General features: G+C 71.1%; 25 protein-coding genes. 13 read left to right on the top strand and 12 right to left on the bottom strand.

Features of this window, described 5'->3' with window-relative positions; translation table 11 throughout:
* Nucleotides 1-3: 3 nt before the first annotated feature.
* The 4 genes from ACIPSJ_RS12840 to ACIPSJ_RS12825 form a co-directional block, all read right to left on the bottom strand.
* Nucleotides 4-1722, bottom strand: a complete 1719-nt coding sequence (locus ACIPSJ_RS12840; protein ID WP_359220067.1) for an ABC transporter substrate-binding protein — start codon at nucleotides 1720-1722, stop codon at nucleotides 4-6.
* A gap of 166 nt (nucleotides 1723-1888) precedes the next feature.
* A complete protein-coding gene (locus ACIPSJ_RS12835) occupies nucleotides 1889-1981 on the bottom strand; it encodes an Ms4533A family Cys-rich leader peptide (protein ID WP_351321593.1) in 93 nt (30 codons plus the stop codon).
* A 56-nt stretch (nucleotides 1982-2037) separates the two neighbouring features.
* Nucleotides 2038-3624 carry a DUF3152 domain-containing protein gene (locus tag ACIPSJ_RS12830; protein ID WP_401345501.1) on the bottom strand — a complete coding sequence of 529 codons (1587 nt, stop codon included), beginning with the start codon at nucleotides 3622-3624 and terminating at the stop codon, nucleotides 2038-2040.
* A 7-nt stretch (nucleotides 3625-3631) separates the two neighbouring features.
* Nucleotides 3632-4624, bottom strand: a complete 993-nt coding sequence (locus tag ACIPSJ_RS12825; protein ID WP_359220062.1) for an alpha/beta hydrolase — start codon at nucleotides 4622-4624, stop codon at nucleotides 3632-3634.
* 199 nt (nucleotides 4625-4823) lie between these two features.
* On the opposite strand from ACIPSJ_RS12825, the gene ACIPSJ_RS12820 reads away from it, so the two are divergent.
* The 4 genes from ACIPSJ_RS12820 to ACIPSJ_RS12805 all read left to right on the top strand — a co-directional run bounded on the left by ACIPSJ_RS12820 (nucleotide 4824) and on the right by ACIPSJ_RS12805 (nucleotide 6767).
* Nucleotides 4824-5048, top strand: a complete 225-nt coding sequence (locus ACIPSJ_RS12820) for a hypothetical protein (protein ID WP_359220060.1) — start codon at nucleotides 4824-4826, stop codon at nucleotides 5046-5048.
* Between the two features lie 179 nt (nucleotides 5049-5227).
* A complete protein-coding gene (locus ACIPSJ_RS12815) occupies nucleotides 5228-5872 on the top strand; it encodes a TetR/AcrR family transcriptional regulator (RefSeq protein ID WP_359220058.1) in 645 nt (214 codons plus the stop codon).
* A 173-nt stretch (nucleotides 5873-6045) separates the two neighbouring features.
* Nucleotides 6046-6273 carry a DUF3107 domain-containing protein gene (locus ACIPSJ_RS12810; protein ID WP_046730492.1) on the top strand — a complete coding sequence of 76 codons (228 nt, stop codon included), beginning with the start codon at nucleotides 6046-6048 and terminating at the stop codon, nucleotides 6271-6273.
* 221 nt (nucleotides 6274-6494) lie between these two features.
* Nucleotides 6495-6767, top strand: coding sequence for a hypothetical protein (locus tag ACIPSJ_RS12805; protein ID WP_359220055.1), 273 nt, complete (start codon nucleotides 6495-6497; stop codon nucleotides 6765-6767).
* 36 nt (nucleotides 6768-6803) lie between these two features.
* Here the strand turns inward: ACIPSJ_RS12805 and ACIPSJ_RS12800 are convergent, their stop codons facing one another.
* The gene (locus ACIPSJ_RS12800; protein WP_401345497.1) at nucleotides 6804-7550 is read right to left on the bottom strand and encodes a ferritin-like fold-containing protein; all 747 of its coding nucleotides are present in this window, start codon (nucleotides 7548-7550) and stop codon (nucleotides 6804-6806) included.
* A gap of 551 nt (nucleotides 7551-8101) precedes the next feature.
* Here ACIPSJ_RS12800 and ACIPSJ_RS12795 point away from each other — a divergent pair.
* Nucleotides 8102-10708: a DEAD/DEAH box helicase gene (locus ACIPSJ_RS12795; RefSeq protein ID WP_401345495.1), complete on the top strand. Its 2607-nt coding sequence runs from the start codon at nucleotides 8102-8104 to the stop codon at nucleotides 10706-10708.
* 128 nt (nucleotides 10709-10836) lie between these two features.
* Nucleotides 10837-11763: an alpha/beta fold hydrolase gene (locus tag ACIPSJ_RS12790; RefSeq protein ID WP_401345493.1), complete on the top strand. Its 927-nt coding sequence runs from the start codon at nucleotides 10837-10839 to the stop codon at nucleotides 11761-11763.
* Nucleotides 11764-11767: 4 nt separating this feature from the next.
* Here the strand turns inward: ACIPSJ_RS12790 and ACIPSJ_RS12785 are convergent, their stop codons facing one another.
* Complete coding sequence (locus tag ACIPSJ_RS12785) at nucleotides 11768-12661, bottom strand: NYN domain-containing protein (protein ID WP_355722853.1); 894 nt, start codon at nucleotides 12659-12661, stop codon at nucleotides 11768-11770.
* Nucleotides 12662-12831: 170 nt separating this feature from the next.
* On the opposite strand from ACIPSJ_RS12785, the gene ACIPSJ_RS12780 reads away from it, so the two are divergent.
* On the top strand, nucleotides 12832-12984 hold the full coding sequence (locus tag ACIPSJ_RS12780; RefSeq protein WP_351704745.1) for a hypothetical protein: 153 nt from the start codon (nucleotides 12832-12834) through the stop codon (nucleotides 12982-12984).
* 112 nt (nucleotides 12985-13096) lie between these two features.
* Here ACIPSJ_RS12780 and ACIPSJ_RS12775 read toward each other — a convergent pair whose 3' ends face one another.
* From ACIPSJ_RS12775 to ACIPSJ_RS12765, 3 genes are all read right to left on the bottom strand, one after another.
* A complete protein-coding gene (locus ACIPSJ_RS12775; protein ID WP_355722849.1) occupies nucleotides 13097-13702 on the bottom strand; it encodes a MarC family protein in 606 nt (201 codons plus the stop codon).
* Nucleotides 13703-13756: 54 nt separating this feature from the next.
* Nucleotides 13757-14614, bottom strand: coding sequence for a PHP domain-containing protein (locus ACIPSJ_RS12770; RefSeq protein WP_359226490.1), 858 nt, complete (start codon nucleotides 14612-14614; stop codon nucleotides 13757-13759).
* 133 nt (nucleotides 14615-14747) lie between these two features.
* Complete coding sequence (locus tag ACIPSJ_RS12765) at nucleotides 14748-15389, bottom strand: DUF6758 family protein (protein ID WP_189267666.1); 642 nt, start codon at nucleotides 15387-15389, stop codon at nucleotides 14748-14750.
* Nucleotides 15390-15556: 167 nt separating this feature from the next.
* Between ACIPSJ_RS12765 and ACIPSJ_RS12760 the strand changes: the two genes are divergently transcribed.
* Nucleotides 15557-16783: an MFS transporter gene (locus tag ACIPSJ_RS12760; protein WP_401345489.1), complete on the top strand. Its 1227-nt coding sequence runs from the start codon at nucleotides 15557-15559 to the stop codon at nucleotides 16781-16783.
* A 68-nt stretch (nucleotides 16784-16851) separates the two neighbouring features.
* Here the strand turns inward: ACIPSJ_RS12760 and ACIPSJ_RS12755 are convergent, their stop codons facing one another.
* The gene (locus ACIPSJ_RS12755; protein ID WP_401345487.1) at nucleotides 16852-17448 is read right to left on the bottom strand and encodes a suppressor of fused domain protein; all 597 of its coding nucleotides are present in this window, start codon (nucleotides 17446-17448) and stop codon (nucleotides 16852-16854) included.
* Nucleotides 17449-17932: 484 nt separating this feature from the next.
* Here ACIPSJ_RS12755 and ACIPSJ_RS12750 point away from each other — a divergent pair, with 484 nt between their 5' ends.
* Both ACIPSJ_RS12750 and ACIPSJ_RS12745 read left to right on the top strand, forming a co-directional pair.
* Nucleotides 17933-19063: a magnesium and cobalt transport protein CorA gene (locus tag ACIPSJ_RS12750; protein WP_401345485.1), complete on the top strand. Its 1131-nt coding sequence runs from the start codon at nucleotides 17933-17935 to the stop codon at nucleotides 19061-19063.
* 10 nt (nucleotides 19064-19073) lie between these two features.
* The gene (locus ACIPSJ_RS12745; RefSeq protein ID WP_401345483.1) at nucleotides 19074-19586 is read left to right on the top strand and encodes a hypothetical protein; all 513 of its coding nucleotides are present in this window, start codon (nucleotides 19074-19076) and stop codon (nucleotides 19584-19586) included.
* A gap of 288 nt (nucleotides 19587-19874) precedes the next feature.
* Here the strand turns inward: ACIPSJ_RS12745 and ACIPSJ_RS12740 are convergent, their stop codons facing one another.
* Nucleotides 19875-20600, bottom strand: coding sequence for a hypothetical protein (locus ACIPSJ_RS12740; RefSeq protein WP_359226479.1), 726 nt, complete (start codon nucleotides 20598-20600; stop codon nucleotides 19875-19877).
* Nucleotides 20601-20799: 199 nt separating this feature from the next.
* Here ACIPSJ_RS12740 and ACIPSJ_RS12735 point away from each other — a divergent pair, with 199 nt between their 5' ends.
* The 3 genes from ACIPSJ_RS12735 to ACIPSJ_RS12725 are packed head-to-tail and all read left to right on the top strand — an operon-like array spanning nucleotide 20800 to nucleotide 23882.
* The gene (locus ACIPSJ_RS12735) at nucleotides 20800-22119 is read left to right on the top strand and encodes a magnesium transporter MgtE N-terminal domain-containing protein (protein ID WP_359226477.1); all 1320 of its coding nucleotides are present in this window, start codon (nucleotides 20800-20802) and stop codon (nucleotides 22117-22119) included.
* The gene (locus ACIPSJ_RS12730; RefSeq protein WP_359226475.1) at nucleotides 22109-22705 is read left to right on the top strand and encodes a DUF1003 domain-containing protein; all 597 of its coding nucleotides are present in this window, start codon (nucleotides 22109-22111) and stop codon (nucleotides 22703-22705) included. The genes ACIPSJ_RS12735 and ACIPSJ_RS12730 overlap by 11 nt, the downstream gene beginning before the upstream one ends.
* Nucleotides 22706-22748: 43 nt before the next feature.
* Nucleotides 22749-23882, top strand: coding sequence for an Mrp/NBP35 family ATP-binding protein (locus ACIPSJ_RS12725; protein ID WP_401345481.1), 1134 nt, complete (start codon nucleotides 22749-22751; stop codon nucleotides 23880-23882).
* 64 nt (nucleotides 23883-23946) lie between these two features.
* Here ACIPSJ_RS12725 and ACIPSJ_RS12720 read toward each other — a convergent pair whose 3' ends face one another.
* A complete protein-coding gene (locus ACIPSJ_RS12720) occupies nucleotides 23947-24327 on the bottom strand; it encodes a hypothetical protein (protein WP_401345479.1) in 381 nt (126 codons plus the stop codon).
* Nucleotides 24328-24518 lie beyond the last annotated feature (191 nt).

The raw sequence follows: 24518 nt of genomic DNA, 5'->3' as shown, positions 1-24518 counted from the left end.
GCGCTACTTCACCGCGACCTGGGAGATGTCCAGGACACCGGTCCAGTCGCTGATCACGACGTTCCTGATGTCCTTGCCGACCAGTCGCTTGTAGACGGGGTGGAACAGCGGCACGGTCAGCGCCTGCGCGCCGATCTTCTGGTCCAGCGCGCCCCACCGCTTGGCGGCCGCGTCAAGATCGGTCAACTTGTTGATCGCGTCAATCTCGGCATTGACCGATGCATCGTTGAGCTGGGCCGAGTTGAAGTTCGCGCCGTCCTTGACGATCTGCCGACCGTCGAAGATCGGGGCGAGGAAGGGACCGCCGGAGGGCCAGTCGGCACCCCACGCGGAGAGGAAGAAGCCCGGCTCGGTCTTCACGCTGTGGACCGTGTCCGAGTAGTTGTTGTCCTCCAGGCCCTGGAGCTTGACCGTGATGCCGGCCTTCTTCAGCGCGTCCTGGATCGCGGTCGCGATCTCGGGGCTGGTCTTGAAGTTCTGGGCGTTGTCGTGGGTCAGCGTGACCGTGAGCCCGTTCGGGTAGCCCGCCTCCTTCAGCAGTTCCTTGGCCTTGGCCGCGTTGCCGGTGGCACCGGCCGGGAAGAGGTCGTACGGCGTGTAGCCGAAGGACTTCTGGTTTGGCAGGAAGGTGGTGGCGGCCTCGGCGAGCGCGCTGCCGCCCGCCGCGTTGACCACGGACGACCGGTCGACGGCGTAGGAGATCGCCTGCCGCACCTTCGGGTTGTCGAACGGCTTGACCTTCGGGTTGAAGGCTATGTAGTTCGTGTAGCCGAAGTGGCCGGTGCCGACGCGCGAGGCGAGTTCCTTGTCGCCGGTGACCTTGGCGAGCTCCGCCGGACCGAGGTTGGTGTCCGTCGTCACGGCCGCCGAGTCCGTTCCCTGGGACGCCGACAGCCGCTGGTTGATCACGGACGAGTCGAGACCGGACTTGACGTCGATCTTGTCCGGGTAGGCCTTGCGCTGGTCGTCGACGGCGGCGGACCAGTACGTGTTCCGCTCCAGCACCAGGTGCTCACCGTCGTTCTCGTTCTTCACGACCTTGTACGGGCCGGACGAGATCGGGTGCTCCTCGTACTTCGTGCCGGTGTCCTTGGCCTTCGGGACGGGCGTGAACTGCGTCTGGGTGGCCAGGTACGGGAACTCGCCCTCGGGCTTGTTCAGGTGGAAGACGATCGTGCGGTCGTCCGGCGTCTCGATCGCCGAGAGCCCCTTCTTGTCCTTGTACGGCCCCTGGTAGTCGGCCGCCCCGACCAGCCAGTCCCGCAGGTAGGGCGCGCCGCCGGAGAGTTCGGGGGCGAAGGAGCGCTCGATGCCGTACTTGATGTCGGCGGACGTGATCGCGGTCCCGTCCTCGTACTTCAGGCCCTTCTTCAGCGTGTACGTCCACACGGTCGCGTTCTCGCTGGGGCGGCCGGTGTCGGTGGCCAGGTCGGGGACGACCTTGGTGCCGGCGGCGCCGTTCGCGCGGTTGCGGGTGGTGAGCGTACGGAAGACCAGGGAGGGCACGTTGCCGCCGCCGGAGGTGTACAGGCGGGCCGGGTCGAAGTCCGACTGGGGGTCGGAGTTCAGGACGCTCAGCGTGCCGCCCTTGTGCGGCGCGGAGTCGCCACTGGAGCCGTTGGCATCGTTGTCCTTCGGCCCGCAGGCGGCTGCGCCCGCCGCCACGACCAGGGCGAGCGAAACGTACGCCGCGCGGGCGCTGTTAACGGACGGTTGACGCATCGGAATGACGACCTCTCGGAAGGCGCGTCTCGACAAGCGAGACAGATTGACGAGGAGTGAGACGAAAGTGAACAGACGTCTGCCCGGGCGTCAGGTCGTCGAAAGAGCCGTGACCCAGGTCACGGCGGCACAGAGGGATCGCGACGCGAACGCCCGAAGGCGGGCGTCAGCGACAGTGAATGTCGGCCACGCAGAGCGCGGTCACGCCGATGAGCGCCAGCTCGATGGCGGCGCGCGCGGAGGCGTGAAGGGACGACATGCCCAGAAATATGTACGAACTTTCTGCGCATGTCAATGTGATGTATGAGCCACCTGTCAACCCTTGGGATAGGGCCAGGAGTTGGGCAGACAGTGGATTCCGTCATGGTCGAGGAACTTCGTCTGCTGCTGCATGACCGGCGCGAGCTCGCCGTCCTTGTCGCAGGTCACATGGCCGTAGCCGAGCCGGTGGCCGACCTCGTGGTTGATCAGCATCTGCCGGTAGGCGTGGATCTTGTCCCCGTACGTCTTGCTGCCCTGCGCCCACCGGTACGCGTTGATCATGACGCGTTCGGTGGACGCCGAGTCACAGGACACGTTGTCCTCGGTCGTGTCGAGACCGGACTTCGCGCACCACTTGGCGGTGGTCCCGGGACTGGCGAGCGTGATCACGAAGTCGGGCTTGCCGGAGGAGACGCGCTCGAAGGTGCGGGCGCCGTCGTGGGCCCAGCTGCGGTCGTCGTTCAGCGTCTTCTGCACGGCCTGGGCGAACAGTTCCCCGTCCAGCCCAAGGCCCTGCTCCACGTCGACGCGGTAGGTGTACTTCCGCCCCTTGCCGGGCGCCTTGGCGGCCCCGGGCACGGTGTCGAACTTCCCGGACCCGGCCAGCTTGGCGCTGAGCGGGTACTTCGTGCCCATCGCCTGCTCGTACGACAGCGTCGCGACCCTCGGCGAGGCGGACGCGGAGGCGGACGGCGTCGTACGGCTGTTGCCGCGCGAGGCGGGGCCGTCGGTGGCCCGTGTCTCGCCGGCGGCCGACTCCGACCGCGTGGCACCGCCGTCGCGGCCGTCGGCCACCTGCCCGGCGACGATCACCGCGAGCACCGTGGTGACGGCGGCGGCCGCGACCCCGGTGAAGGCCCGCCCCTTGCCGCCCTTGGGCTGCGCCGGTACGCCGACGGCGGGGGTACCGTCGGCGCCGTCGCCGTCGCCGCTGTCCGACGGGAGCGCGGAGGTCTGCGGGTCCGGGACCTGCGGATACGTTTCCGTGCGCTGGGCGCCGATGCCGGGGCGGCGCGCGAAGACGTCGACGTCCTCGTCGAAGGCGTCGACGTAGTCCTGCCGGGGCGCGCCGGGAGCACCCTGCCGCTGCCGTGGTACCGACACCCCGGGCGACGCGGAACCGACCGCCGGTCCGCCCACCTCACCCCAGCCACCACCCGCCTCACGCTGCTGCGGATGACCACCACGCACCCGGGGAACACCCTGCGCGGGCGTCCCGTCCGAGAACCGCGGAACACCGCGTGCAGGCGTCCCGTCCGGGAACCGCGGAACACCATGGGCAGGCGTCCCGTCCAGGAAACGAGGGACGCCGCGGGCGGGCGTACCGTCGGCAAAGCGCGGCACCCCCCGCGCGGGCGTGCCGTCGGGCAGTCGTGGCGCCCCCTGGGCGGGCGTGCCGTCGGCCGTCCGAGGCATCCCGTGGGCCGGTGTACCGTCCGCGAACCGGGGCGTCCCGCGCATCATCGGTGTCCCGTCCGGCAGGCGCGGCACCCCCCGCGCGGGCGTGCCGTCGGACGGGCGGGGCACGGTCGGGCCCGGAGTGCCGGGTTCCCCGTTCCTCGGGGCCTTCTTGCGGCCCTGGCGCGCTATGTCCGCGTCGTCACCTTTGGGTGCCGGCCCGCGGCGGCTGTGGCGTCCCACGCGCTCCTCAGCCCCCCGCGCCCGACGCGGCCGGTTCGCCGCCCAAGTCGTCGGCGTCGGCGAGGAGTTCGCAGAACGCCGCGGCCACCGCCCCCGGGTACTCCATCATCGCCACGTGTCCGGCGTCCGGCATGGACAGCAGCCGTGAGCGGCGGAAGCTGCGCGCGGCCTTCTGGGCCATGCGGTAGCCGACGAGCTGGTCGCGGCCGCCGTAGATCAGCAGGGTGGGGGCGAGGACGCGCTCGGCCTGACGCCAGAGCCCGTGCTGGCCGCCCAGCGTGTACGCGTTGACGATGCCGCGCGCGGACCGCGCCATCGCGTCCCAGAAGTACGGCAGCCGCAGCCGCCGCTCCAGCTCCTCCACCGCGTGCTCGAACGCCTCGGGCGTGACCCGGCCGGGATCGCCGTAGCAGAGGCCCAGGACGCCCCGTACGCGCTGCTCCGCGGTCCACTTGCCGGTCGTACGGGTGAGCAGTCCGGCGACGCCGGGCAGGCCCAGCAGCACCGTCGGCACGGCCGTGCGCTGTACGCGCAGCTCGGGCAGGGCCGGCGAGACGAGCGTGAGGGTGCGGACGAGGTCGGGGCGGACGGCGGCGACGCGGGTGGCGACCGCGCCGCCCAGCGAGTTGCCGAAGACGTGGACCGGACCGCGGCCGGTCGTGTCGAGATAGCGGATGACCGCGCGCGCGTGCCCGGTGACCGAGTAGTCGCCGTCGTCCGGCGGCGGCGAGTCGCCGAAGCCGGGCAGGTCGACCGCCTCGCCGTCCACGACGCCTTCGAGCCGCTCCATCAGCTCCGACCAGTTCTGCGAGGAGCCGCCGAGCCCGTGGATGAACAACGCGGGCGGCAGTCCCTCGCGCGCGGGCGGGCGCGAACGGATCGTGAGAGTGACGCCGGGCAGCCCCACCGACCGCAGCCGCTCGCCCTCCGCGACCCTGACGGCCGCCGCCTTCGGGAGCACGCTGGTGGGCGGCACGGATGGCAGCTCGGTCGAAGACATGGGCCAATGTTACGAGACGATCACACAGTGGTTCGTGTGTTCGCCATCACAGATTCGCCCGGGCGAGCCGCCCACGGGGCCGGGCACCCGACCGCGGATGGCATAGCGTCCGCATCCGCTGTCTCCTACGCTCGTAGTCAGGGCACCCGTTTGTGGCCCCCTGCTTCCGGCAGGGACGTTCGAAGGAAGGGAGCCCACGATGACCTATGACCCCACCGACCCCGACGTGCTCGACGATCTGGAGGCGGAGGACGCCCCGGAGATCGACGTCGAGGCCCCGGAGGGCGACACAGCCGAGCAGCACACGGACATCGCACCGTCCCACGACGACCCGCTCACCGGAGTGGACCCGGACCGCGCGAACGAGGCCGATCTGATCGAACAGGCACGCGTCGTCTCCCTGGACGAGGACGACTATCGCTGACCGGTAGCGGCCGCCGACGGGCCCACCTGGGCTGTCCGTATTTCCCGGTGCTTTCCCTGTGCGGCTTTCGCGGCCGTCCGGTACGTGAAATTCTGCGCTCGCACCGCGCACAACACGGTTACCGAAAAGTACGATGGCCGCGCGGCGCAATCCGCATGTGGACGACTTTGGGAGGCGGCGTGACAGCCATCGAGCAGACAGAGGCGGCGCGCCCGCGGGGCACCCGCCTGCCGCGCCGTGCCCGACGGAACCAGCTGCTGGGCGCCGCCCAGGAAGTTTTTGTCGCGCAGGGATACCACGCGGCCGCGATGGACGACATCGCCGAGCGCGCCGGGGTCAGCAAGCCGGTGCTCTACCAGCACTTCCCGGGCAAGCTCGACCTCTACCTGGCCCTGCTGGACCAGCACTGCGAGGCCCTGATCCAGGCGGTGCGCGGCGCGCTCGCGTCGACGACGGACAACAAGCAGCGCGTGTGGGCGACCATGGACGCGTATTTCGCGTACGTCGAGGACGACGGCGGCGCCTTCCGTCTCGTCTTCGAGTCCGACCTGACGAACGAGCCCGCCGTGCGCGAGCGGGTCGACAAGGTCACCACCGAGTGCGCCGAGGCGATCTGCGAGGTGATCGCCGAGGACACCGGCCTGCCGCGCGCGGAGTCGATGCTGCTGGCCTCCGGCCTCGGCGGCCTCGCCCAGGTGGTGGCGCGTTCCTGGCTGCACAGCGACCGCACCGTGCCGCGCGACCAGGCGGTACAGCTGCTGACCTCGCTCGCCTGGCGGGGCATCGCCGGTTTCCCGCTGCACGGGATCGACGGCCACCACTGACGTCCGCCCCCTGGCGTCCGCCGCCGTGCGCCGCCCTCCGCGCGGCGCATTCCCGTCCGCTGTTCGCTCTTGGCGTGCAGGCGCGCAGCGTGTACGTCCCCTCACCGGGCTAATGTGTGCAGCGTACGGCGCGGAAGGTCGCGCACTTCACTGACCGTCGGAGGGACATAGCCGTGGAGGTCAAGATCGGCGTGCAGCACGCGCCCCGCGAGATCGTGCTGGAGAGCGGTCTGAACGCCGAGGAGGTCGAGCGCCTCGTCGCCGACGCGCTGGCCGGCAAGTCGCAGGTGCTGTCCCTGGAGGACGAGCGCGGCCGTAAGGTCCTGGTCCCGACGGACCGCCTGGCGTACATCGAGCTCGGTGAGCCGACCGTGCGCAAGGTCGGCTTCAGCGCGGTCTGACCACAGCAGCGCGGAGGGGCCGGGCGGACCTGTGTCCGCCCGGCCCCTCCGCCATGTCCGCGCGCTCTCCTGCCCCCACTCCCCCTGTCGGCGCACCGCTGTGTCGCCCCTCCACATTCAGCGCACAAGTCGCCCACAGAGGAGGATTGCATTCCGCAGGTCACGGGTATGACCGGCTACGACCGTGAAGCACGGGCCGGCCGTGGGAGGGACCCCTCGTGATGCTCCTGGAAGTCCTTGGATCCGCACTGCTCGGCGTGGTCCTGTCATGGGCCGCGAGCAGCCGCCTGGCCCACCGACTCCCGGCCCGCCCCCTGGTGTTCTGCACGGGCGTCGCGGGAGCCCTGTTCGGCGACTTCGTCACCCACAGCGCGCTCGGCCCCGGCACGGTCCTCGTGAGCCTGCTGGGCGCGGCGATCGTCTCGGCCGCCTCCCTCTCCCTGCTCCTGCGCCCGGCCGGCCGGCACCTGCGCCGACGATCGATCCCGGCGTAGCCGTCGTACGCCGGGACCTGACGCGCCCTCAGACCGTCACGCGGCCAGCCCCAGCGCGGCCATCCGCTTGGTGTGCGCCTCGGTGATCCGCGAGAACATCCGCCCCACCTCGGCGAGATCGAACCCGTCGGCCACCCCGCCCACCAACATGGTCGACAGCGCGTCCCGGTCGGCGACGACGCGCTGCGACTGCGACAGCGCCTCCCCCATCAACCGCCGCGCCCACAGCGCGAGGCGGCCGCCCACCCGCGGGTCGGCGTCGATGGCGGCCCGTACCTTCTCCACCGCGAACCCGGCGTGCCCCGTGTCGTCGAGGACGGCCAGCACCAGCTCACGCGTGTCGGAGTCGAGCCGCGCCGCGACCTCCCGGTAGAAGTCACTGGCGATCGAGTCGCCGACGTACGCCTTGACCAGGCCCTCCAGCCAGTCCGACGGCGCCGTCTGCCGGTGGAAGCCGTCGAGGGCCGCGACGAACGGCTCCATCGCCTGCGTCGCGTCCGAGCCGATCTCCGTCAGCCGGTCCCGCAGCCGCTCGAAGTGGTGGAACTCCGCGGACGCCATCTTGGCCAGCTCGGCCTTGTCCACCAGCGTGGGCGCCAGCTTGGCGTCCTCGGCGAGCCGCTCGAACGCCGCGAGCTCGCCGTACGCGAGCGCGCCGAGCAGGTCCACGACCGCGGCACGGTACTGCGGATCGGCGGCGGCCTTGGCCCAGTCCTGGGCGGCGACACCGGTCGGTTCGGCGGAGGCGTTCTCAGGCTTGTCAGAGCTCGTCATGAAGCGCACAATAGCCCGCCCGCAGCCTCGGGGAAGTCCCGGGGAAGCCCCGAGGAAACCCGGGCAAGTCCCGGAGAAGTCCCAGGGAAGCCCCTGGTCATCCACTGTGACTACCACGACGTGACCAAATCGGCCATCACATGTGCACGATTCCGGGGTATGGTGGTAATGCGCCTGCTGGTACGCCGACGTATTCGGACGTACCTCGACAGGCCGCACGTATGAGGATGCCCGGTCGGTGGCCCGATCGGCTCCGACCCGACAGCCCTCCCGGCTCGTACGGCACTGTGCGTACGACGACCGGAGGGACACACCCTCAGCGGTACGAGCGCTAGAGCGTCGGCAGAGGTCCCGTGCACTACGGCGTGCCCCCACGGCCCGCCCGTAAGGCAGCCGACGTCCCCGGCACGGTCCGTCAAAGACCCCCGCGCTCGCCTCGCGCCGCGCCACACAGAAGAGGCAAAACCCTGACTACGACGTTTCGTGAACTCGGAATCCTTCCCGAGACCGCCGAGGCCCTGGAAGCCGTCGGCATCATCAACCCCTTCCCCATCCAGGAGATGACGCTCCCGGTCGCCCTGTCCGGCACCGACGTCATCGGCCAGGCCAAGACCGGCACGGGCAAGACCCTCGGCTTCGGTCTGCCGCTCCTGGAGCGCGTGACCGTCCCCGCCGACGTCGAGGCCGGCCGCGCCGCCCCCGAGGCCCTCACCAACGCCCCGCAGGCGCTCGTCGTCGTCCCCACGCGCGAGCTCTGCACCCAGGTCACCAACGACCTCCTGACGGCCGGCAAGGTCCGCAACGTACGCGTTCTCGCCATCTACGGCGGCCGCGCCTACGAGCCGCAGGTCGAGGCCCTGAAGAAGGGCGTCGACGTGGTCGTCGGCACCCCGGGCCGGCTCCTGGACCTCGCGGGCCAGCGCAAGCTCGACCTCAAGCACATCAAGTCGCTCGTCCTCGACGAGGCCGACGAGATGCTCGACCTGGGCTTCCTGCCCGACGTCGAGAAGATCATCGCCATGCTTCCGGCCAAGCGCCAGACCATGCTGTTCTCGGCCACCATGCCGGGCGCGGTCATCGGCCTCGCGCGCCGGTACATGAGCCAGCCCACCCACATCCGCGCCACCGCGCCGGACGACGAGGGCGCGACCGTCGCGAACATCGCGCAGTTCGTCTACCGCGCGCACTCCATGGACAAGCCGGAGATGATCGCGCGCATACTGCAGGCCGACGGCCGCGGGCTCGCGATGATCTTCTGCCGCACCAAGCGCACCGCCGCCGACATCGCCGAGCAGCTCGAGCGCCGCGGCTTCGCCTCCGGCGCCGTCCACGGCGACCTCGGCCAGGGCGCCCGCGAGCAGGCGCTGCGCGCGTTCCGCAACGGCAAGGTGGACGTCCTCGTCTGCACCGACGTCGCCGCGCGCGGTATCGACGTCGAGGGCGTCACCCACGTCATCAACTACCAGTCCCCCGAGGACGAGAAGACCTACCTGCACCGGGTCGGCCGGACCGGCCGCGCGGGCGCCTCGGGTACGGCGATCACGTTCGTCGACTGGGACGACATCCCGCGCTGGCAGCTCATCAACAAGGCGCTGGACCTCAAGTTCCCGGACCCGGTGGAGACTTACTCCACCTCCCCGCACTTCTTCGAGGACCTCAAGATCCCCGCGGGCACCAAGGGTGTTCTGCCGCGCGCGGAGCGCACCCGCGCCGGTCTCGACGCGGAGGAGCTGGAGGACCTGGGCGAGACCGGTGGCCGTGGTGGCCGCGGTCGCGGTGGCCGGGGCGGCCGTAACGAGGCCCCGCGCTCCGAGGAGCGCGAGCGCCCGGCCCGCACCCCGCGCCGCCGTCGCCGTACGCGTGGCGGTTCGACACTGGAATCGGCCGACGGTACGACGTCCACGGCGCCGGCCGCCGAGTCCGCCTCCCCCGCCGCCGACGCCGTCGCCGCGTCGGAGCCCGCGGCCGGCCGGACCCCGCGCCGCCGTCGCCGTACGCGTGCCGGGGCGTCGCAGGAGCCGGTGGCGGCCGTCGCCCCGGTGGCGGTGACGCCGGAGGCCGTCGTCGAGACGGTCGAGGCCGTGGTGGAGATCGCCGAGCCGGAGAAGCCGCGCCGCCGCCGCACCCGCAGGTCCGCGGAGAGCGCGCCGGTGGCGGAGGCGACGCCGGTGACCGAGGCACCGGTCGCCGAGGAGGCACCGGCGGCCCCCGCCCGTCGTCGTACCCGCAAGGTGGCCGAGGCCCCCGAGGTTGCCCCGGTGGCAGCCGTCGAGGCGGTCGAGACCGTCGTCGCGGAGCCGAAGCCGCGCCGCACCCGCAAGACGGCGGCCGCCGCCGAGACCGCCGTGGACACGGCCGAGGCCGTCGAGGCCAAGCCGCGCCGTCGCACCCGGAAGACCGCCGAGGCCGTCGAGACCGTGGCCGAGGTCGCGGAGGCCGCGCAGGAAGCCGTCGAGGCCCCGGTGGCGCCGGTCCGCCGTCGCACCCGCAAGGCCGCCGCGCCGGCCGAGCCGGTGGCGACCGCGCCGGAGCCGGAGGCCGCCGAGGAGCCCAAGCCGCGTCGCACGCGCAAGACGGCAGCCGCCGCCGAAGCCGCGGTGGACACGGCCGAGGCCGTCGAGGCCAAGCCCCGTCGCACCCGGAAGACGGCAGCCGCCGCCCCGGAGACCGCCGAGGCCGAAGCCGCGCCCAAGCCGCGCCGCACCCGCAAGACCGCCGAGGCCGCCGTCGACACCGCCGAAGGTGCCGAGGCCAAGCCGCGTCGCACGCGCAAGACGGCAGCCGCCGCCGAAGCCGCCGTGGACACGGCCGAGGCCGTCGAGGCCAAGCCCCGTCGCACCCGGAAGACGGCAGCCGCCGCCCCGGAGACCGCCGAGGCCGAAGCCGCGCCCAAGCCGCGCCGCACCCGCAAGACCGCCGAGGCCGCCGTCGACACCGCCGAAGGTGCCGAGGCCAAGCCCCGCCGGACCCGCAAGACGGCAGCCGCCGCCCCCGCGGAGATTCCGGCGCAGGCCAGCGCGGAGCCGGAGGCCAAGCCGAGGCGTCGTACGACGCGCAAGGCCGCCGAGGCCACCGAGGCCGTCGCGACGGCGGCCGACGCCGACGCGGAGGCGAAGCCGAAGGTCCGCCGGACCCGGAAGGCCGCCGCCGCGGCTCCCGAGGCCTGATCGCGTCACGCGCCACGACGGCCCGGCCCACCTCGTGTGGGCCGGGCCGTCGGCGTTCGCGCACCCGGGGCCACGGGGTTCACCCACCGTCCTCCGGGCCGTCGCCGGCCTCCGGATAACCTCTCCCCATGAGCAGGCCTCGTACTTTTGTCCCGCCCGCCGGTGCCCGCGCCTACGCGCTCGCCACCGCGCGAGGTGAGTTCGCCGTCTTCGACGCGCCCGTCGCCGCCGGGGCCGAGCCCAAGGGGATCGCGCTGCTGCTGCCCGGATTCACCGGCAGCAAGGAGGACTTCAGTCCGCTGCTCGGGGCACTGGGCGCGCGCGGGTACCGGACCGTCGCCGTGGACGGGCGCGGGCAGTTCGAGTCGGACGGTCCGGAGACCGACGAATCGGCCTACGCCCAGGAGGAGTTGGCGCGGGATGTGCTCGCGCAGGCGGCGGCGGTCGGCGACGGCCGGCCGGTGCATCTGCTGGGCCACTCCCTCGGCGGCCAGATCGCGCGCGCGGCCGTGCTGCTCGACCACACGCCGTTTGGCTCGCTGACCCTGATGGCCTCGGGCCCGGCGCAGATCTCGACCTCCCAGCAGCAGCGGGTGAAGCTGCTGCGGGACGCGCTCGCCGTGATGTCGATGGCCGAGGTGTGGGACGCCATGCAGGCCATGGAGGCGCCGGAGGCTCCGGAGGAGCTGGACGAGGACCTGGCGCGGGACCTGGAGGACGCCGAGGATCTGCGGCGCCGCTGGCTGGGCAACAAGCCGGCCCAGCTCATCGCCACCGGCCGCCAGTTGTGCGCCGAGCCGGACCGCGTCGCCGAACTCGCCGCCGTACCGCTGCCGTTCCACGTCCTGTCGGGCGCGCGGGACGACACCTGGCCGGTACCGCTGCTGGACGAGATGGCGCTACGGCTGGGGGCGCGCAGGACGGTCGTCGAGGGGGCGGAGCACTCCCCCAACACCGAGCAGCCGGCCCCCACCGCCGAGGCGCTCGCCGCCTTCTGGGACGACACAGGCACGGACACAGGCACGGACACGGACACGGAAACAGACAAGGACTAGGGGACTAGTACTGCGTCTGGAGGTGCTCCCAGAAGCCGTCCCGCAGGGCGCGGCGCAGGTCGGCCTGGCCGCGCAGGGAGTACTGGAGCATGCCCTCGGCCTCGACGAGGAGGTCCTGGTCGACGGAGCCGGGCAGATAGGGATGGCCGGGCAGCAGCTCCATGAGGGCCTCACGGCCGCGCGCGGAGAGCCACTTCGCGGCGATCTGCGCGCCGACGAAGCGGACGTTCTCGCGGGTGGGCCTGGTCGCCCCCGCCTCGTAGGCGGGGGCGGTGCGTCTGGAGACGTACGGCTTGAAGAACTCCAGGTCGAGGGTGCGCTGGCTGTCGACCTCCCAGAGCAGCGGCTCGGCCTGGTTGCGGCCCTCGGGGGCCTCGATGCCCCACAGGTGGACGCGGGCGCCGTAGCCCTGGGCGGCCTCGACCGCGGAGACCAGGTCCTCGTCGCCGCCGAGCAGGGCCGCGTCGCTGATGGCGCGGTGCCGGGCGAGTGACTCCAGGTCGGTGCGGATCAGGGAGTCGACGCCCTTCTGCTGGTTGTTGGCGTTGAGGTTGCCGAGGCGGACCTTGACGTCGGGCAGCTCGGCGATGGCCTGCTGCTCGGCGGTGTGGATACGGCGGCGGGCGCCGTCGTACCAGTAGACGCGCAGCAGCCGGCTGTCCGCGAAGATCTGGCGGGCCTTGTCGATGAGCGCCTCGATGAGTCCCTCGGCGTCGAGGTCGAAGGCGCGGCGGTCCTCCGTCCCGGCGACGAGCCGGCCCGTGGCCGCGTAGAGGTAGCCCGCGTCCACGAAGATGGCGTGCGTCGAGGGCGTCTTGGCCACTTCGGCGAGCATGCGGGTGAGCAGCTCGTTCGTGCGGTCGATACGGGCCTGGAGGGCGGCGAGGTCGTCGTTCATCGCCTCCATTGTCCCGGCGGTCACGCTGCGAACACAACCGGTCCCGGTCAGTCTCCTCAGCAACTCTTACCGGTCGGTAATTAGGCGTTCGAAAAATTTCTTTAGCGTAGGGAATGTTTGTAACACGCAAGTCGTTGACTCGGACGGAACACAGACGAAGGGAGAGGCAGATGCGCTTCGAGATCAGGCGACTGGACGAAGTCGACGGCACCACCGTGGACTGCACCGTCGTGGACGCCGCCTCCGTCAACAGGATCGTGCAGCAGGCCGCCGCCATCGGGCAGCGCCTGTGGATCCGACCGGCCGAGAACCAGGCTTCGTAACGAGCGACGCACCACCCACACACCGACGCGCGGAACACCGCACAGTCTTCGGAACCCCCGTACGGCATCGACGCCGTGCGGGGGTTCCGCGTTCCGCCGCGGCCGTCGGGGCTCACGCCCCCTTGATCACCTGGGTGACGCCATTGATGATCTGCTGGACGGCGATCGCGGAGAGCATCATGCCGGCGAGCCGGGTCACCAGGACCACGCCGCCGTCCTTGATGAGCCGGATGATCAGCAGCGAGTAGCGCATCACCAGCCACAGCACGACATGGATGGCGAGGATCGCGGTCCACACGGACACCTGCGTGGCGACGCTGTCGGCCTTCTGCACGGCGAGGATCACCGACACGATCGCACCGGGACCGGCCAGCAGCGGCATGCCCAGCGGCACCAGGGCCACATTGACGTCCTTGGTCTGCTTCGGCTCGTCGTTCTTGCCGGTGAGCAGGTCCAGGGCGATCAGCAGGAGCAGCAGCCCGCCCGCGATCATCAGCGCGGGCACCGAGACATGCAGGTAGTCGAGGATCTGGTGCCCCAGCAGCCCGAAGACGGTGATCACACCGCCCGCCACGCAGACGGCCTGGAAGGCCATCCGCCGCTGCACCTTGCCGGGCCGGCCGGAGGTGAGGGCGAGGAAGATCGGGGTGATCCCGGGGGGATCCATGATGACAAAAAGGGTCAGGAAGAGAGAGCCGAAGACGGCGACGTCGAACATGGGTGTGCTGCAAGCCTTGCGGGAGAAAGGGACGTGGGGTGCTAGGGCCGAGCCTCAGGCTCCGCCGGTCCCCGGCACCGGGAACGCCCCGGTCGCCCGGCGCGTGATCTCGCCGTACACCTCGGGGTGGGTGGTGTACTCGCCCAGCGTCACCGTCTTGCGGCTGCCGTGGTAGTCGGACGACCCCGTGACCAGCAGCCCCAGCTCCCCGGCGAACCCCCGCAGCCGTGCGCGGGTGTCCTCGTCGTGGTCCATGTGGTCGACCTCGATGCCGTCGAGACCGGCGGCGGCCAGCTCGGCGATCGCGGACTCCGGCACGGTGCGCCCGCGCTTGGCGGCCGCCGGGTGCGCGAACACGCACACCCCGCCGGCCCCCTTGACCAGCCGGATCGCCTCGAAGGGATCGGTCTCGTGCTTCTCCACGAAGGCCCGGCCGCCGTCGGCCAGCCACTCCTCGGTGAAGGCGTCGCTCACGGTCGGCACGACACCGAGTTCGACGAGCGCCGAGGCGACGTGCGGCCGCCCCACGGAACCGTCGCCGGCGATCCGCTTCACCTGCTCCCAGGTGACCGGCACGCCCAGCGCGTTCAGCTTGGCGATCATGCCCTGCGCGCGCGGCACCCGGTCGTCCCGGACCAGCTCGCGCTCGGCGAGCAGATCGGGCTCCTCGGGGTCGAAGAGGTAGGCCAGCATGTGCATGGAGACGCCGTCGATACGACAGGACAGCTCGGCCCCGGTCACCAGGGTGAGCCCGGCGGGCAGCGCGGCGATGGCCTCGGCGTACCCGCGGGTGGTGTCGTGATCGGTCAGCGCGACCACGTCCAGACCGGCAGCGGCGGCGTTGCGCACCAGCTCGGCCGGGGTGTCCGTACCGTCGGACGCGGTGGAGTGGCAGTGCAGATCGATGCGCACGACGCGGACTCCAGCGGGACGGCACGGGTAGGGACACGTCAAGGATAGCCGTCGGCAGAGGGTGCCCTGTCACACCCGGGAGCGGGGAGCACCCCGTACAGCCGACGCACAGGAGAACGCGCCCCTCAGCCCCTCACGGTTCGAGCAAGCGCGGCGACAGCGCCCCGCAGGGCACCAGGTCCACCTCCGCGCCCGCGTCCCGCAGATCCGTCAGCACCAGTTCGTCGTACATCAGCAGCCCGGTCTGCTCGGGCCAGACCACCGCCCACAGCCACAGCCCCCGGGCCTCACCGGCGAAGACGGCCCGGTCGTCCGGTGCCCCGGAGACATGCCACAGCGGTGTGGGCCGCCCGGCGGCCAGCACCTTCGCCTGCGGCGGCTTCTCCACGCTCATGTACGGTCCCGGATCCGGTCCGTCGATCCCGGCGTACCGCGCTCCGAGTCCGACCCCCAGTTCCTCGGCGACGAGGATCATCTCCCCTATCCCGCCGAGCGGCGCGGGTCCGGAGCAGGCGACGGCGGTGGCACGGCCGCCGCTGCGGTCGTCACCGGCGCACGCCACCCCCGTGAACAGCCAGCCGACCGGCAGCGGCCAGGGCATCCACACCGGGACCTGCGTGCGGTGCACCACCACACCGAGGGCCTCGACGCTGGGCGGGATCACGGGCTGCACCGGATGCACGGTCCCGTGCACATCGCACTGCCAGGTATCGGCGAAGAGTCCGGGAGCCCTGACCCGGCCACCACACTTCGGGCAACTGGGTTCGCCCCTCATAGGGCCCCACGGTCCTACCCCGGATCCCCCACGTCAAGGACGATCACCCGTCCGGACGGACCCGTTCACCGGGCGCAACTAGATGCATCTTGCATTAATTAGCCGCCCTAACTTACTATGTGTATACGCCAACCAAATCGGCGCGCAGCGAGAAGCGGAGGAAGCGCATGGACGACCCATTCGACGCCGGAGCGGGCAGCATCCTGCGACAGCCGAAGGCCGTGTGGGCGACGGCCGGCGCGTCCGTCGTCGCCTTCATGGGCATCGGACTCGTCGACCCGATCCTGCCCTCCATAGCCAAGGGCCTGGACGCCACGACCAGCCAGGTCTCCCTGCTCTTCACCTCGTACTTCCTGATCACCGCCGTGGCGATGCTGCTCACCGGCTTCGTCTCCAGCCGGATCGGCGGCCGCCGGACCCTGCTGCTCGGCCTCGCCTTCGTGGTCGTCTTCGCCGGACTCGCGGGCACCTCCGACACGGTCGGCCAACTGGTCGGCTTTCGGGCCGGCTGGGGTCTCGGCAACGCCCTGTTCGTGTCGACGGCCCTCGCGGTCATCGTCGGCGCGGCGGCCGGCGGCAGCGCCTCCGCGATCCTGCTCTACGAGTCCGCGCTCGGCCTCGGCATGGCCTGCGGCCCCCTGCTCGGCGCGGTGCTCGGCAACCTCAGCTGGCGCTACCCCTTCTTCGGCACCGCCACCCTGATGGCGGTCAGCTTCCTGTGCATCACCGCGTTCCTGAAGGAACAGCCGAAGCCCGCCCGCAAGACGTCGATCCTGGATCCGCTCCGGGCGCTGGGCCACGGCGGCCTCGCCTCCGCCGCCGTCTCCGCGTTCTTCTACAACTACACGTTCTTCACCGTGCTGGCCTTCACGCCGTTCGTGCTGAACATGACGCCGTACCGCTCGGGCGCGGTCTTCTTCGCCTGGGGCGTCCTGCTGGCGGTCTTCTCCGTGCTCGTGGCCCCGCGCATGCAGCGGCGCTTCGGCTCGCTCAAGGTGCTGGGCGGCTCGCTCGTGCTGCTCGCCGCGGACGTCCTGGTCCTCGGCTACGGCAGCCACACCGCCGCGATCGTCTGCACGATCCTGTCCGGCGCGTTCATCGGCGTGAACAACACCGTCTACACCGAGCTGGCCCTCGGCGTGTCGGACGCGCCGCGCCCGGTGGCGAGCGCGGGGTACAACTTCGTCCGCTGGTTCGCCGCCGCGGCCGCTCCCTACTTCGCGCCGAAGATCGAGGAGTGGAGCGACATCCACATCCCGTTCGTGGTGGCGGCGGCCACCGCCGTCCTGGGCGCGGTCGTGGTGTTCGTACGACGGAACGCCCTCACCCACGATGCCGAGGAACTCGAACCCCGGCACGCCACGGAGGACGGCGTCACGGTCTTCGCCGGCTGACGTCCGCCGACGCTTTGCCAACTGACGTCTTCCGGGCGGCGCTTGGTGAGCTTGCTCACCCCGCCCCGTCAGTCCAGCGGGACGGACTTCCGGTTCGGGTGCCGGAGATCCGTCCCGCCCGCGAGCCAGCGCTCCTGGAGGGCCTGCGCGCCGTGCACCCGCTTCCAGGCGGCCTCGTTCGGCGTCATCGGCAGCAGCGGCAGGAACCGTACGGGATCGAGCGGCTCGTCCAGCTCCAGATCCTCGACGAGACCGCCCGGCTCACCGACCAGGACCGAGGTGAAGGGCGCCCCCGGCCACAGCGGCTCACCGACGTCGAGCGATGCGCCCGGCGCCACGACCAGGCCCTCGACCTGCGGAGACGCGGCCAGGACGGCGAGCGCGCGGAGCACCTTGTCGGTCTCGGCGAGCCCGGCGCGGACCGAGAGGACCAGCTCGGCGCGGGGTCCCTCGACGGGGTCCGCGACCATCACGGTGGGGTCCGTCATGGGGTGCGCGGACATGCCGAGCGTGGCGTAGCGGACGACGTTCTCGCCCTGGAGATCCTCGTGGAAACGGAGCACCTCGATGGGGTCCGTACCCAGGAAGGTGACCGCCGCGCGTGCGTCCGGTTCGCCCAGAGTGGTGGTCAACCGGGCCTCGACCAGAGGAAGAACATCAGCCATGTCGTGAGCATAGAACTCGTCAGTACCGGGCAAAGCGGCGCCTTGACACTGAGGGCTGCTGCTAGTCTGGCCGCGGTGGTCGGGGCAGCACGCAGAGCGTCGCGGTAAGCCCCCGACGCCGACAGGACTCCCTTACGAGGGACCGGCTGGAGGAGGTGGGGCTGTCATGGATCGAAGTCACCCGTGCAGTACCACTCGCTCTTCCGGCCTCTGATTTCTTCTCTGGCTGGCTGCCGCCTTCTTGTGCGCGTTGTCGTTCGGAAGAGCACTTCGTTTCGCTTGCCTGATCCCTCTGACCGGTCCGCTCCGGGCCTGTCTGGATCCGTTCGTCTGATCCGAATCAGTAGCGATGTCGCCACCGCAACGGTGCGGTGCTCCCCGCTTTGTGGACGTGCCAAACATCCGCAGTCAGGACGTCCCCATTCCGGGTAGTTCCACCCGTTCGCCGGCGAACTCTCGCTGCCTGTCGCGAAGGAGCCTGCCCATGTCGATGATCCGCGACCTGCGCGCCGTGGTCCGCCCGTCCCGTCCCTCGCTCCGCAAGAGCCTGCGCCCGGACACCGGCGCGTACGACACCACCCGCGACCCCGGTACGCCGTCGGCCGTCGTCGACTGCGCCGTGTACCGCGACGGCGCGCGCGTCGAGACGGCGAAGCCGCTGACCCCGCACGAGGCGATGCGCCTGGTGCGCCGGGACGGCGGGTTCGTGTGGATCGGTCTGCACGAGCCGACCGAGGCCGAATTCGCCGGTATCGCGAGCGAGTTCGGGCTGCACCCGCTGGCCGTGGAGGACGCCGTCCAGGCCCACCAGCGTCCGAAGCTGGAGCGCTACGACGACTCCCTCTTCACGGTCTTCAAGACCATCCACTACGTCGAGCACGACCAGCTCACCGCCAACAGCGAGGTCGTGGAGACCGGCGAGGTGATGTGCTTCACCGGCCGGGACTTCTTCATCACCGTCCGGCACGGCGGCCAGGGCTCGCTGCGGGCGCTGCGGCACCGGCTCCAGGACGACCCCGAGCTGCTCGCCAAGGGCCCCTCGGCCGTGCTGCACGCCATCGCCGACCATGTGGTCGACGGCTATGTCGCGGTCGCCGACGCCGTGCAGGACGACATCGACGAGGTGGAGACCGAGGTCTTCACGCCCGGCCGCAGGGGCGGGGTCTCCCGAGGCGTCGACTCGGCGCGCATCTACCAACTCAAGCGCGAGGTGCTGGAGTTCAAGCGCGCGGTGTCGCCCCTGCTCCGCCCGATGCAGCTGCTCAGCGAACGCCCCATGCGGCTCGTCGACCCGGACATCCAGAAGTACTTCCGGGACGTCGCCGACCACCTCGCCCGCGTCCAGGAGCAGGTCGTCGGCTTCGACGAACTCCTCAACTCCATCCTCCAGGCCAACCTCGCGCAGGCGTCCGTGGCGCAGAACGAGGACATGCGCAAGATCACGGCGTGGGCCGCGATCATCGCCGTACCGACGATGGTGTGCGGTGTGTACGGCATGAACTTCAAGTACATGCCGGAGCTCCACTGGAAGTACGGCTACCCGGTGATCATGGGCATCACGGTCTGCATCTGCCTCGGCATCCACCGCACCCTGAAGCGCAACGGCTGGCTCTAGGGTGGGCGCCATGACAAGCGAGCTGCTCGACCAGGCCCTCGTCGAGGAGGCCACGAAGAAGTCCGGCCTCATCTGGGTCCGGGGCGCCGGGGCGCCGGCCGCGCGTGCGGTGTGGCACGCGTGGGCCGACGGCGGCGTGTGCCTGGTCGGCGACGGCGCCGAGCAGCCGCTGGCCGGGCTGGCCGACGGGGGCACGGCGGAGGTCACCGTCCGCAGCAAGGACAAGGGCGGCCGGCTGGTCACCTGGACGGCGACGGTCGCGGAACTGTCCGCCGGCACCCCGGAGTGGGACGCCGCGGTCGCGGAGCTCAAGGGCAAGCGTCTCAACGCACCCGACGGCGAGGCGATGACGGAGCGGTGGGCCCGGGAGTCCCGGGTGCTCCGCCTGACCCCGACGGGAGCGCTCCTGCCCGTACCTCCGGGAAACCTCGCCGAACCACCCGTCCCGTCCCCCGCGACCACCCGCCACCCGATCCCGGCGGGCCTCCCGCGCCTGCTCGCCAAACGGAGAAAGAGCAAATAGCCGAGGGTCGCGCCCAGTTCGGCACCGCCGATCACCACCGTCACGGCTGATCACCGTCGCGGCGGGATCAAGGCGACCGACACACCACCGCACACCGCAGACCCCACACACAGACCCGTCGGCCCCGGAAACCGGAAAGTCGCCGACCCCACAGACCTGCCGATTCCAGAAACCCGTCGGCCTCACAACCCCCGGTTCCATCGGTCCGCCGCGACGGCGCTCGGCCCCTGCCGCGGTCACCGGCGGTGCCGAAACCACCGGCCGGCCACCGGAACGGCTCCGCCGCTCCTAGGACGTCGGCAGCTGCTTCCCGTAGTCCACCGTGTCGCCCTTTTCCGGCTCGGCCACGCTGAAGTCCTTGCCCCAGTCGGAGAAGGTGAGGGTGCCGGCGCCGCCGCCGCGCTCCAGGCGGAGCGGGTACGGCTTGCCGTGCAGGGAGACGTCGAGGGTGCCGCCGGATCCCTTGTCGCCGGTGATGCGGATGGTGGGGGTGCCGGACTGCTCGTGGTGGCCGTCGGTCGCGAGGGAGCCGTGCAGGGTCAGCAGGCCCGAGAGGAGAACGTCCTTGTCCGTGAAGCCGCTGAACTTCTTGTACGCGGGGTCGCTCCGCGGCACCTTGACGTACTTGCCGTCGAGTTTGCCCGCGGCGGCCGTGTCACTGCCGTCGGTGTGGTTCCAGAACCCGGCGTCGGCCTGCAGATACAGCGTCTTGCCGACCCGCACCAGCTGGAAGGTCGACCCCTTCGAGGTGACCGACCCGGTCCCGCCGTCCGCGTTCAGGCGCATGTCCAGCTCGTACGTGCGCCCGCTCGTGACCACCGTCCCCGCCATCCGCACCGTCGCCACCGACGTCGCCGCCGCGCGGGTCTTCGACTGGATCACGTCCGCGGACAGCTTGCCCACCCCGTTCGTCCCCGCGTCCGGATCCTCGCTGCATCCCGTGAGGACGGCCAGTGCGCACACCGCCGTCACCAGCACGGCACGAGGGGTTCGGCCCGGAGCAATCGCGGTCACGGACAGGGCCACCTTTCTGTCGGGTCCGGCTCGGCGTACCGCAGCGTACCGGTGTGTCGCCCACCCGGCGGAGCCGGTCCGTCCGGACCGCCCACCAGGGCGTATCCGATCGGTACGGGCTAGCCTGAAGCCCATCGAGCGGGCAGAAAGGGCAGGAAATCCAGCAAGTGGAACTTCAGTAGGCAAAGGAAGCGAACCCATGGCAGCCGGCGCTCCCCGGATCTTCGTCTCGCACCTCGCCGGCATCGCCGTCTTCGATCCCAACGGCGACCAGGTGGGCCGCGTCAGGGACCTCGTCGTGATGCTGCGGGTCGGCCGCAAGCCGCCGCGGCTGCTCGGCCTGGTCGTCGAACTGTCCACCCGGCGCCGCATCTTCCTGCCCATGACCCGGGTGACGAGCATCGAGTCGGGCCAGGTCATCACCACCGGTGTGCTCAACGTCCGCCGCTTCGAGCAGCGCCCCACCGAGCGCCTGGTCTTCGGTGAACTCCTCGACCGCCGGGTCCGGCTGGCCGACACCGGCGAAGAGGTCACCGTCCTCGACCTGGGCGTGCAGCAGCGGCCGGCCCGCCGGGAGTGGGAGGCCGACCGGGTCTTCGTCCGCAAGGGACGGAAGGGAACGTTCCGGCGGACCAGGGGAGAGTCGCTCACCGTCGAGTGGTCGCAGGTCACCGGGTTCTCCCTGGAGGAGCACGGGCAGGGCGCCGAGAGCCTGCTCGCCACCTTCGAGCAGCTGCGCCCCGCCGACCTCGCCAACGTGCTGCACCACCTCTCCGCGAAGCGCCGCGCGGAGGTGGCCGCCGCGCTGGACGACGACCGGCTGGCCGACGTCCTCGAAGAGCTGCCCGAGGACGACCAGATCGAGATCCTCGGCAAGCTGAAGGAGGAGCGGGCGGCGGACGTCCTGGAGGCCATGGACCCGGACGACGCGGCCGACCTGCTCTCCGAGCTCCCCGAGCCGGACAAGGAACGGCTGCTGAGCCTGATGCAGCCGGCCGACGCGGCCGAGATGCGGCGCCTGATGTCGTACGAGGAACACACGGCCGGCGGGCTGATGACGACCGAGCCGATCGTGCTGCGGCCGGACGCCACCGTCGCCGACGCCCTCGCCCGGGTCCGCAACCCCGACCTCTCCCCGGCCCTCGCCGCCCAGGTCTACGTCTGCCGTCCGCCCGACGAGACCCCGACCGGCAAGTACCTGGGCACCGTCCACTTCCAGCGGCTGCTGCGGGACCCCCCGTACACCCTGGTCAGTTCGCTGGTCGCCGACGACGACCTGCAACCGCTCGACCCCGAGGCCACGCTCCCGGTCATCGCCGGGTTCTTCGCCACGTACGACATGGTCGCGGCGCCCGTGGTGGACGAGACGGGGTCGCTGCTGGGCGCGGTGACGGTGGACGACGTCCTCGACCACATGCTGCCGGACGACTGGCGGGAGACCGAGTTCCACCTCGACGAGGAGGAGCAGGGGACACAGGAGCCGGCGGCGGAGAAGGGGGCGGGGAGCCATGGCGCCTGAACGCGAGAGCGGCCGCGAGCGCACGCCGTCCGGTGCCACCGCCGCCACCCGGCCGCGCGGTGTGCGGCTGGACCAGCCCCGCCCGCCGCGGCGCAGGCTGCTGCCCGAGTGGGACCCGGAGGCCTTCGGGCGGCTGTCCGAGCGCATCGCGCGGTTCCTGGGCACCGGGCGGTTCATCGTCTGGATGACGATCGTGGTCGTCGTCTGGGTGGTGTGGAACATCGCGGCGCCCGGCAGGCTGCGCTTCGACGAGTACCCGTTCATCTTCCTGACCCTGGCGCTGTCCCTCCAGGCGTCCTACGCCGCCCCGCTGATCCTGCTCGCGCAGAACCGGCAGGACGACCGGGACCGGGTCAACCTGGAACAGGACCGCAAGCAGAACGAACGGTCCATCGCCGACACCGAGTACCTGACCCGGGAGATCGCCGCCCTGCGGATGGGTCTGGGCGAGGTGGCGACCCGGGACTGGATCCGTTCCGAGCTGCAGGACCTGTTGAAAGAGATGGACGAACACCGCAACGGGCATCACGAACATGCCGTATTCCCGGCAGAACGGTCGGCGGGGCGTGACGTAGACGACCGCTGAGGGGCGTTATAGGGCGCCTGTGCCTCGCCGTACCATCGTCTGTATGGCTAGCGAAGACGCGGTGCGCGAGGCACTGGCGACGGTGAACGACCCGGAGATCAACCGACCCATCACCGAACTGGGGATGGTCAAATCGGTGGAGATCGGGGAGGACGGCGCGGTCGCGGTCACCGTGTACCTGACGGTCTCCGGCTGCCCCATGCGGGACACGATCACCCAGCGGGTGACCGAGGCGGTCTCGCGGGTGGACGGCGTCACCCGCGTCGACGTCACCCTGGACGTGATGAGCGACGAGCAGCGCAAGGAGCTGGCCTCCGCGCTGCGCGGCGGGCAGACCGAGCGCGAGGTCCCCTTCGCCAAGCCGGGCAACCTCACCCGGGTCTACGCGGTCGCCTCCGGCAAGGGCGGTGTCGGCAAGTCCTCGGTCACGGTCAACCTCGCCGCGGCGATGGCCGCCGACGGCCTCAAGGTCGGTGTCGTCGACGCCGACATCTACGGCCACAGCGTCCCGCGGATGCTCGGCGCGGACGGCCGCCCCACCCAGGTCGAGAACATGATCATGCCGCCGTCGGCGAACGGCGTGAAGGTCATCTCCATCGGCATGTTCATCCAGGGCAACGCCCCGGTGGTCTGGCGCGGCCCGATGCTGCACCGCGCCCTGCAGCAGTTCCTCGCGGACGTCTACTGGGGCGACCTCGACGTCCTGCTCCTGGACCTCCCGCCGGGCACCGGTGACATCGCCATCTCGGTCGCCCAGCTGGTCCCGAACGCGGAGATCCTGGTCGTCACGACCCCGCAGCAGGCGGCGGCCGAGGTCGCCGAGCGGGCCGGCTCCATCGCGGTCCAGACCCACCAGAAGATCGTCGGCGTGGTCGAGAACATGTCCGGCCTGCCCTGCCCGCACTGCGGCGAGATGGTCGACGTCTTCGGCACCGGCGGCGGGCAGACGGTCGCCGCCGGCCTCACCCGCACCATCGGTGCGACGGTCCCCGTCCTCGGCAGCATCCCGATCGACGTCCGCCTGCGCGAAGGCGGCGACGAGGGCAAGCCGGTCGTCCTCACCGACCCCGACAGCCCGGCCGGCGCGGCCCTGCGCGCCATCGCCGGAAAGCTGGGCGGCCGCCAGCGCGGCCTCTCGGGCCTCTCCCTGGGGATCACCCCGAAGAACAAGTTCTGAGGCCGCTACGACGAGGGGGCGCCGTCCGTGACGGACGGCGCCCCCTCGTCGTATGCCGTCCCGGTCAGTGGGCGTGGTCGCCCTCGCTGTCGCCCTCGCTGCCCGGACAGAGGTCCAGCACCGTGCAGAGCAGGATCTCCTCATAGGAACCGCCGTCGGGCTCCGCGCCGCCCCCGCCGGCGCGCTCGGCGTGCCGGACGAACCGCCACTGCGAGGCCTTGACGTGCTCGGTGCGGTCCGCCTTCTCCACGTGGACGCTCAGCGTGCGGGCCCGGGGGTCGTTGGTCTCCACCAGGACCTCGTCCTCGGCCAGCGGGAAATGGTCGTGCAGAAGGCAGAGGCCGAAGCGGTCGAGATTGCCGTGCTTGGCCAGTACGCCCACGAGATCCCGGACGAACTCCGCGTCCGCGGGGCCCAGCCCTTCGGCCTCCGCAAAACGAGGCAAACGTTTCCGCTGAGCGGACAGCGATGTCTCGGTCATGACCCCTCGCCAAAATAGTTGACGGTCGAATTGTTGACGGTCATCGGATTCCATTATCAGCCACTGACAGATTTCCTGCAATTCCGGAGACCGGGCCGAAGGAGTGGGGCGGGCGGACCGCTGTCGCGTGTCCCGGGGTGACTGCTAGAACGCCT

The organism is Streptomyces sp. NPDC090088 (assembly GCF_044747345.1).
Taxonomy (GTDB): Bacteria; Actinomycetota; Actinomycetes; order Streptomycetales; family Streptomycetaceae; genus Streptomyces.
This window is presented reverse-complemented; position numbering and strand designations above follow the sequence as displayed.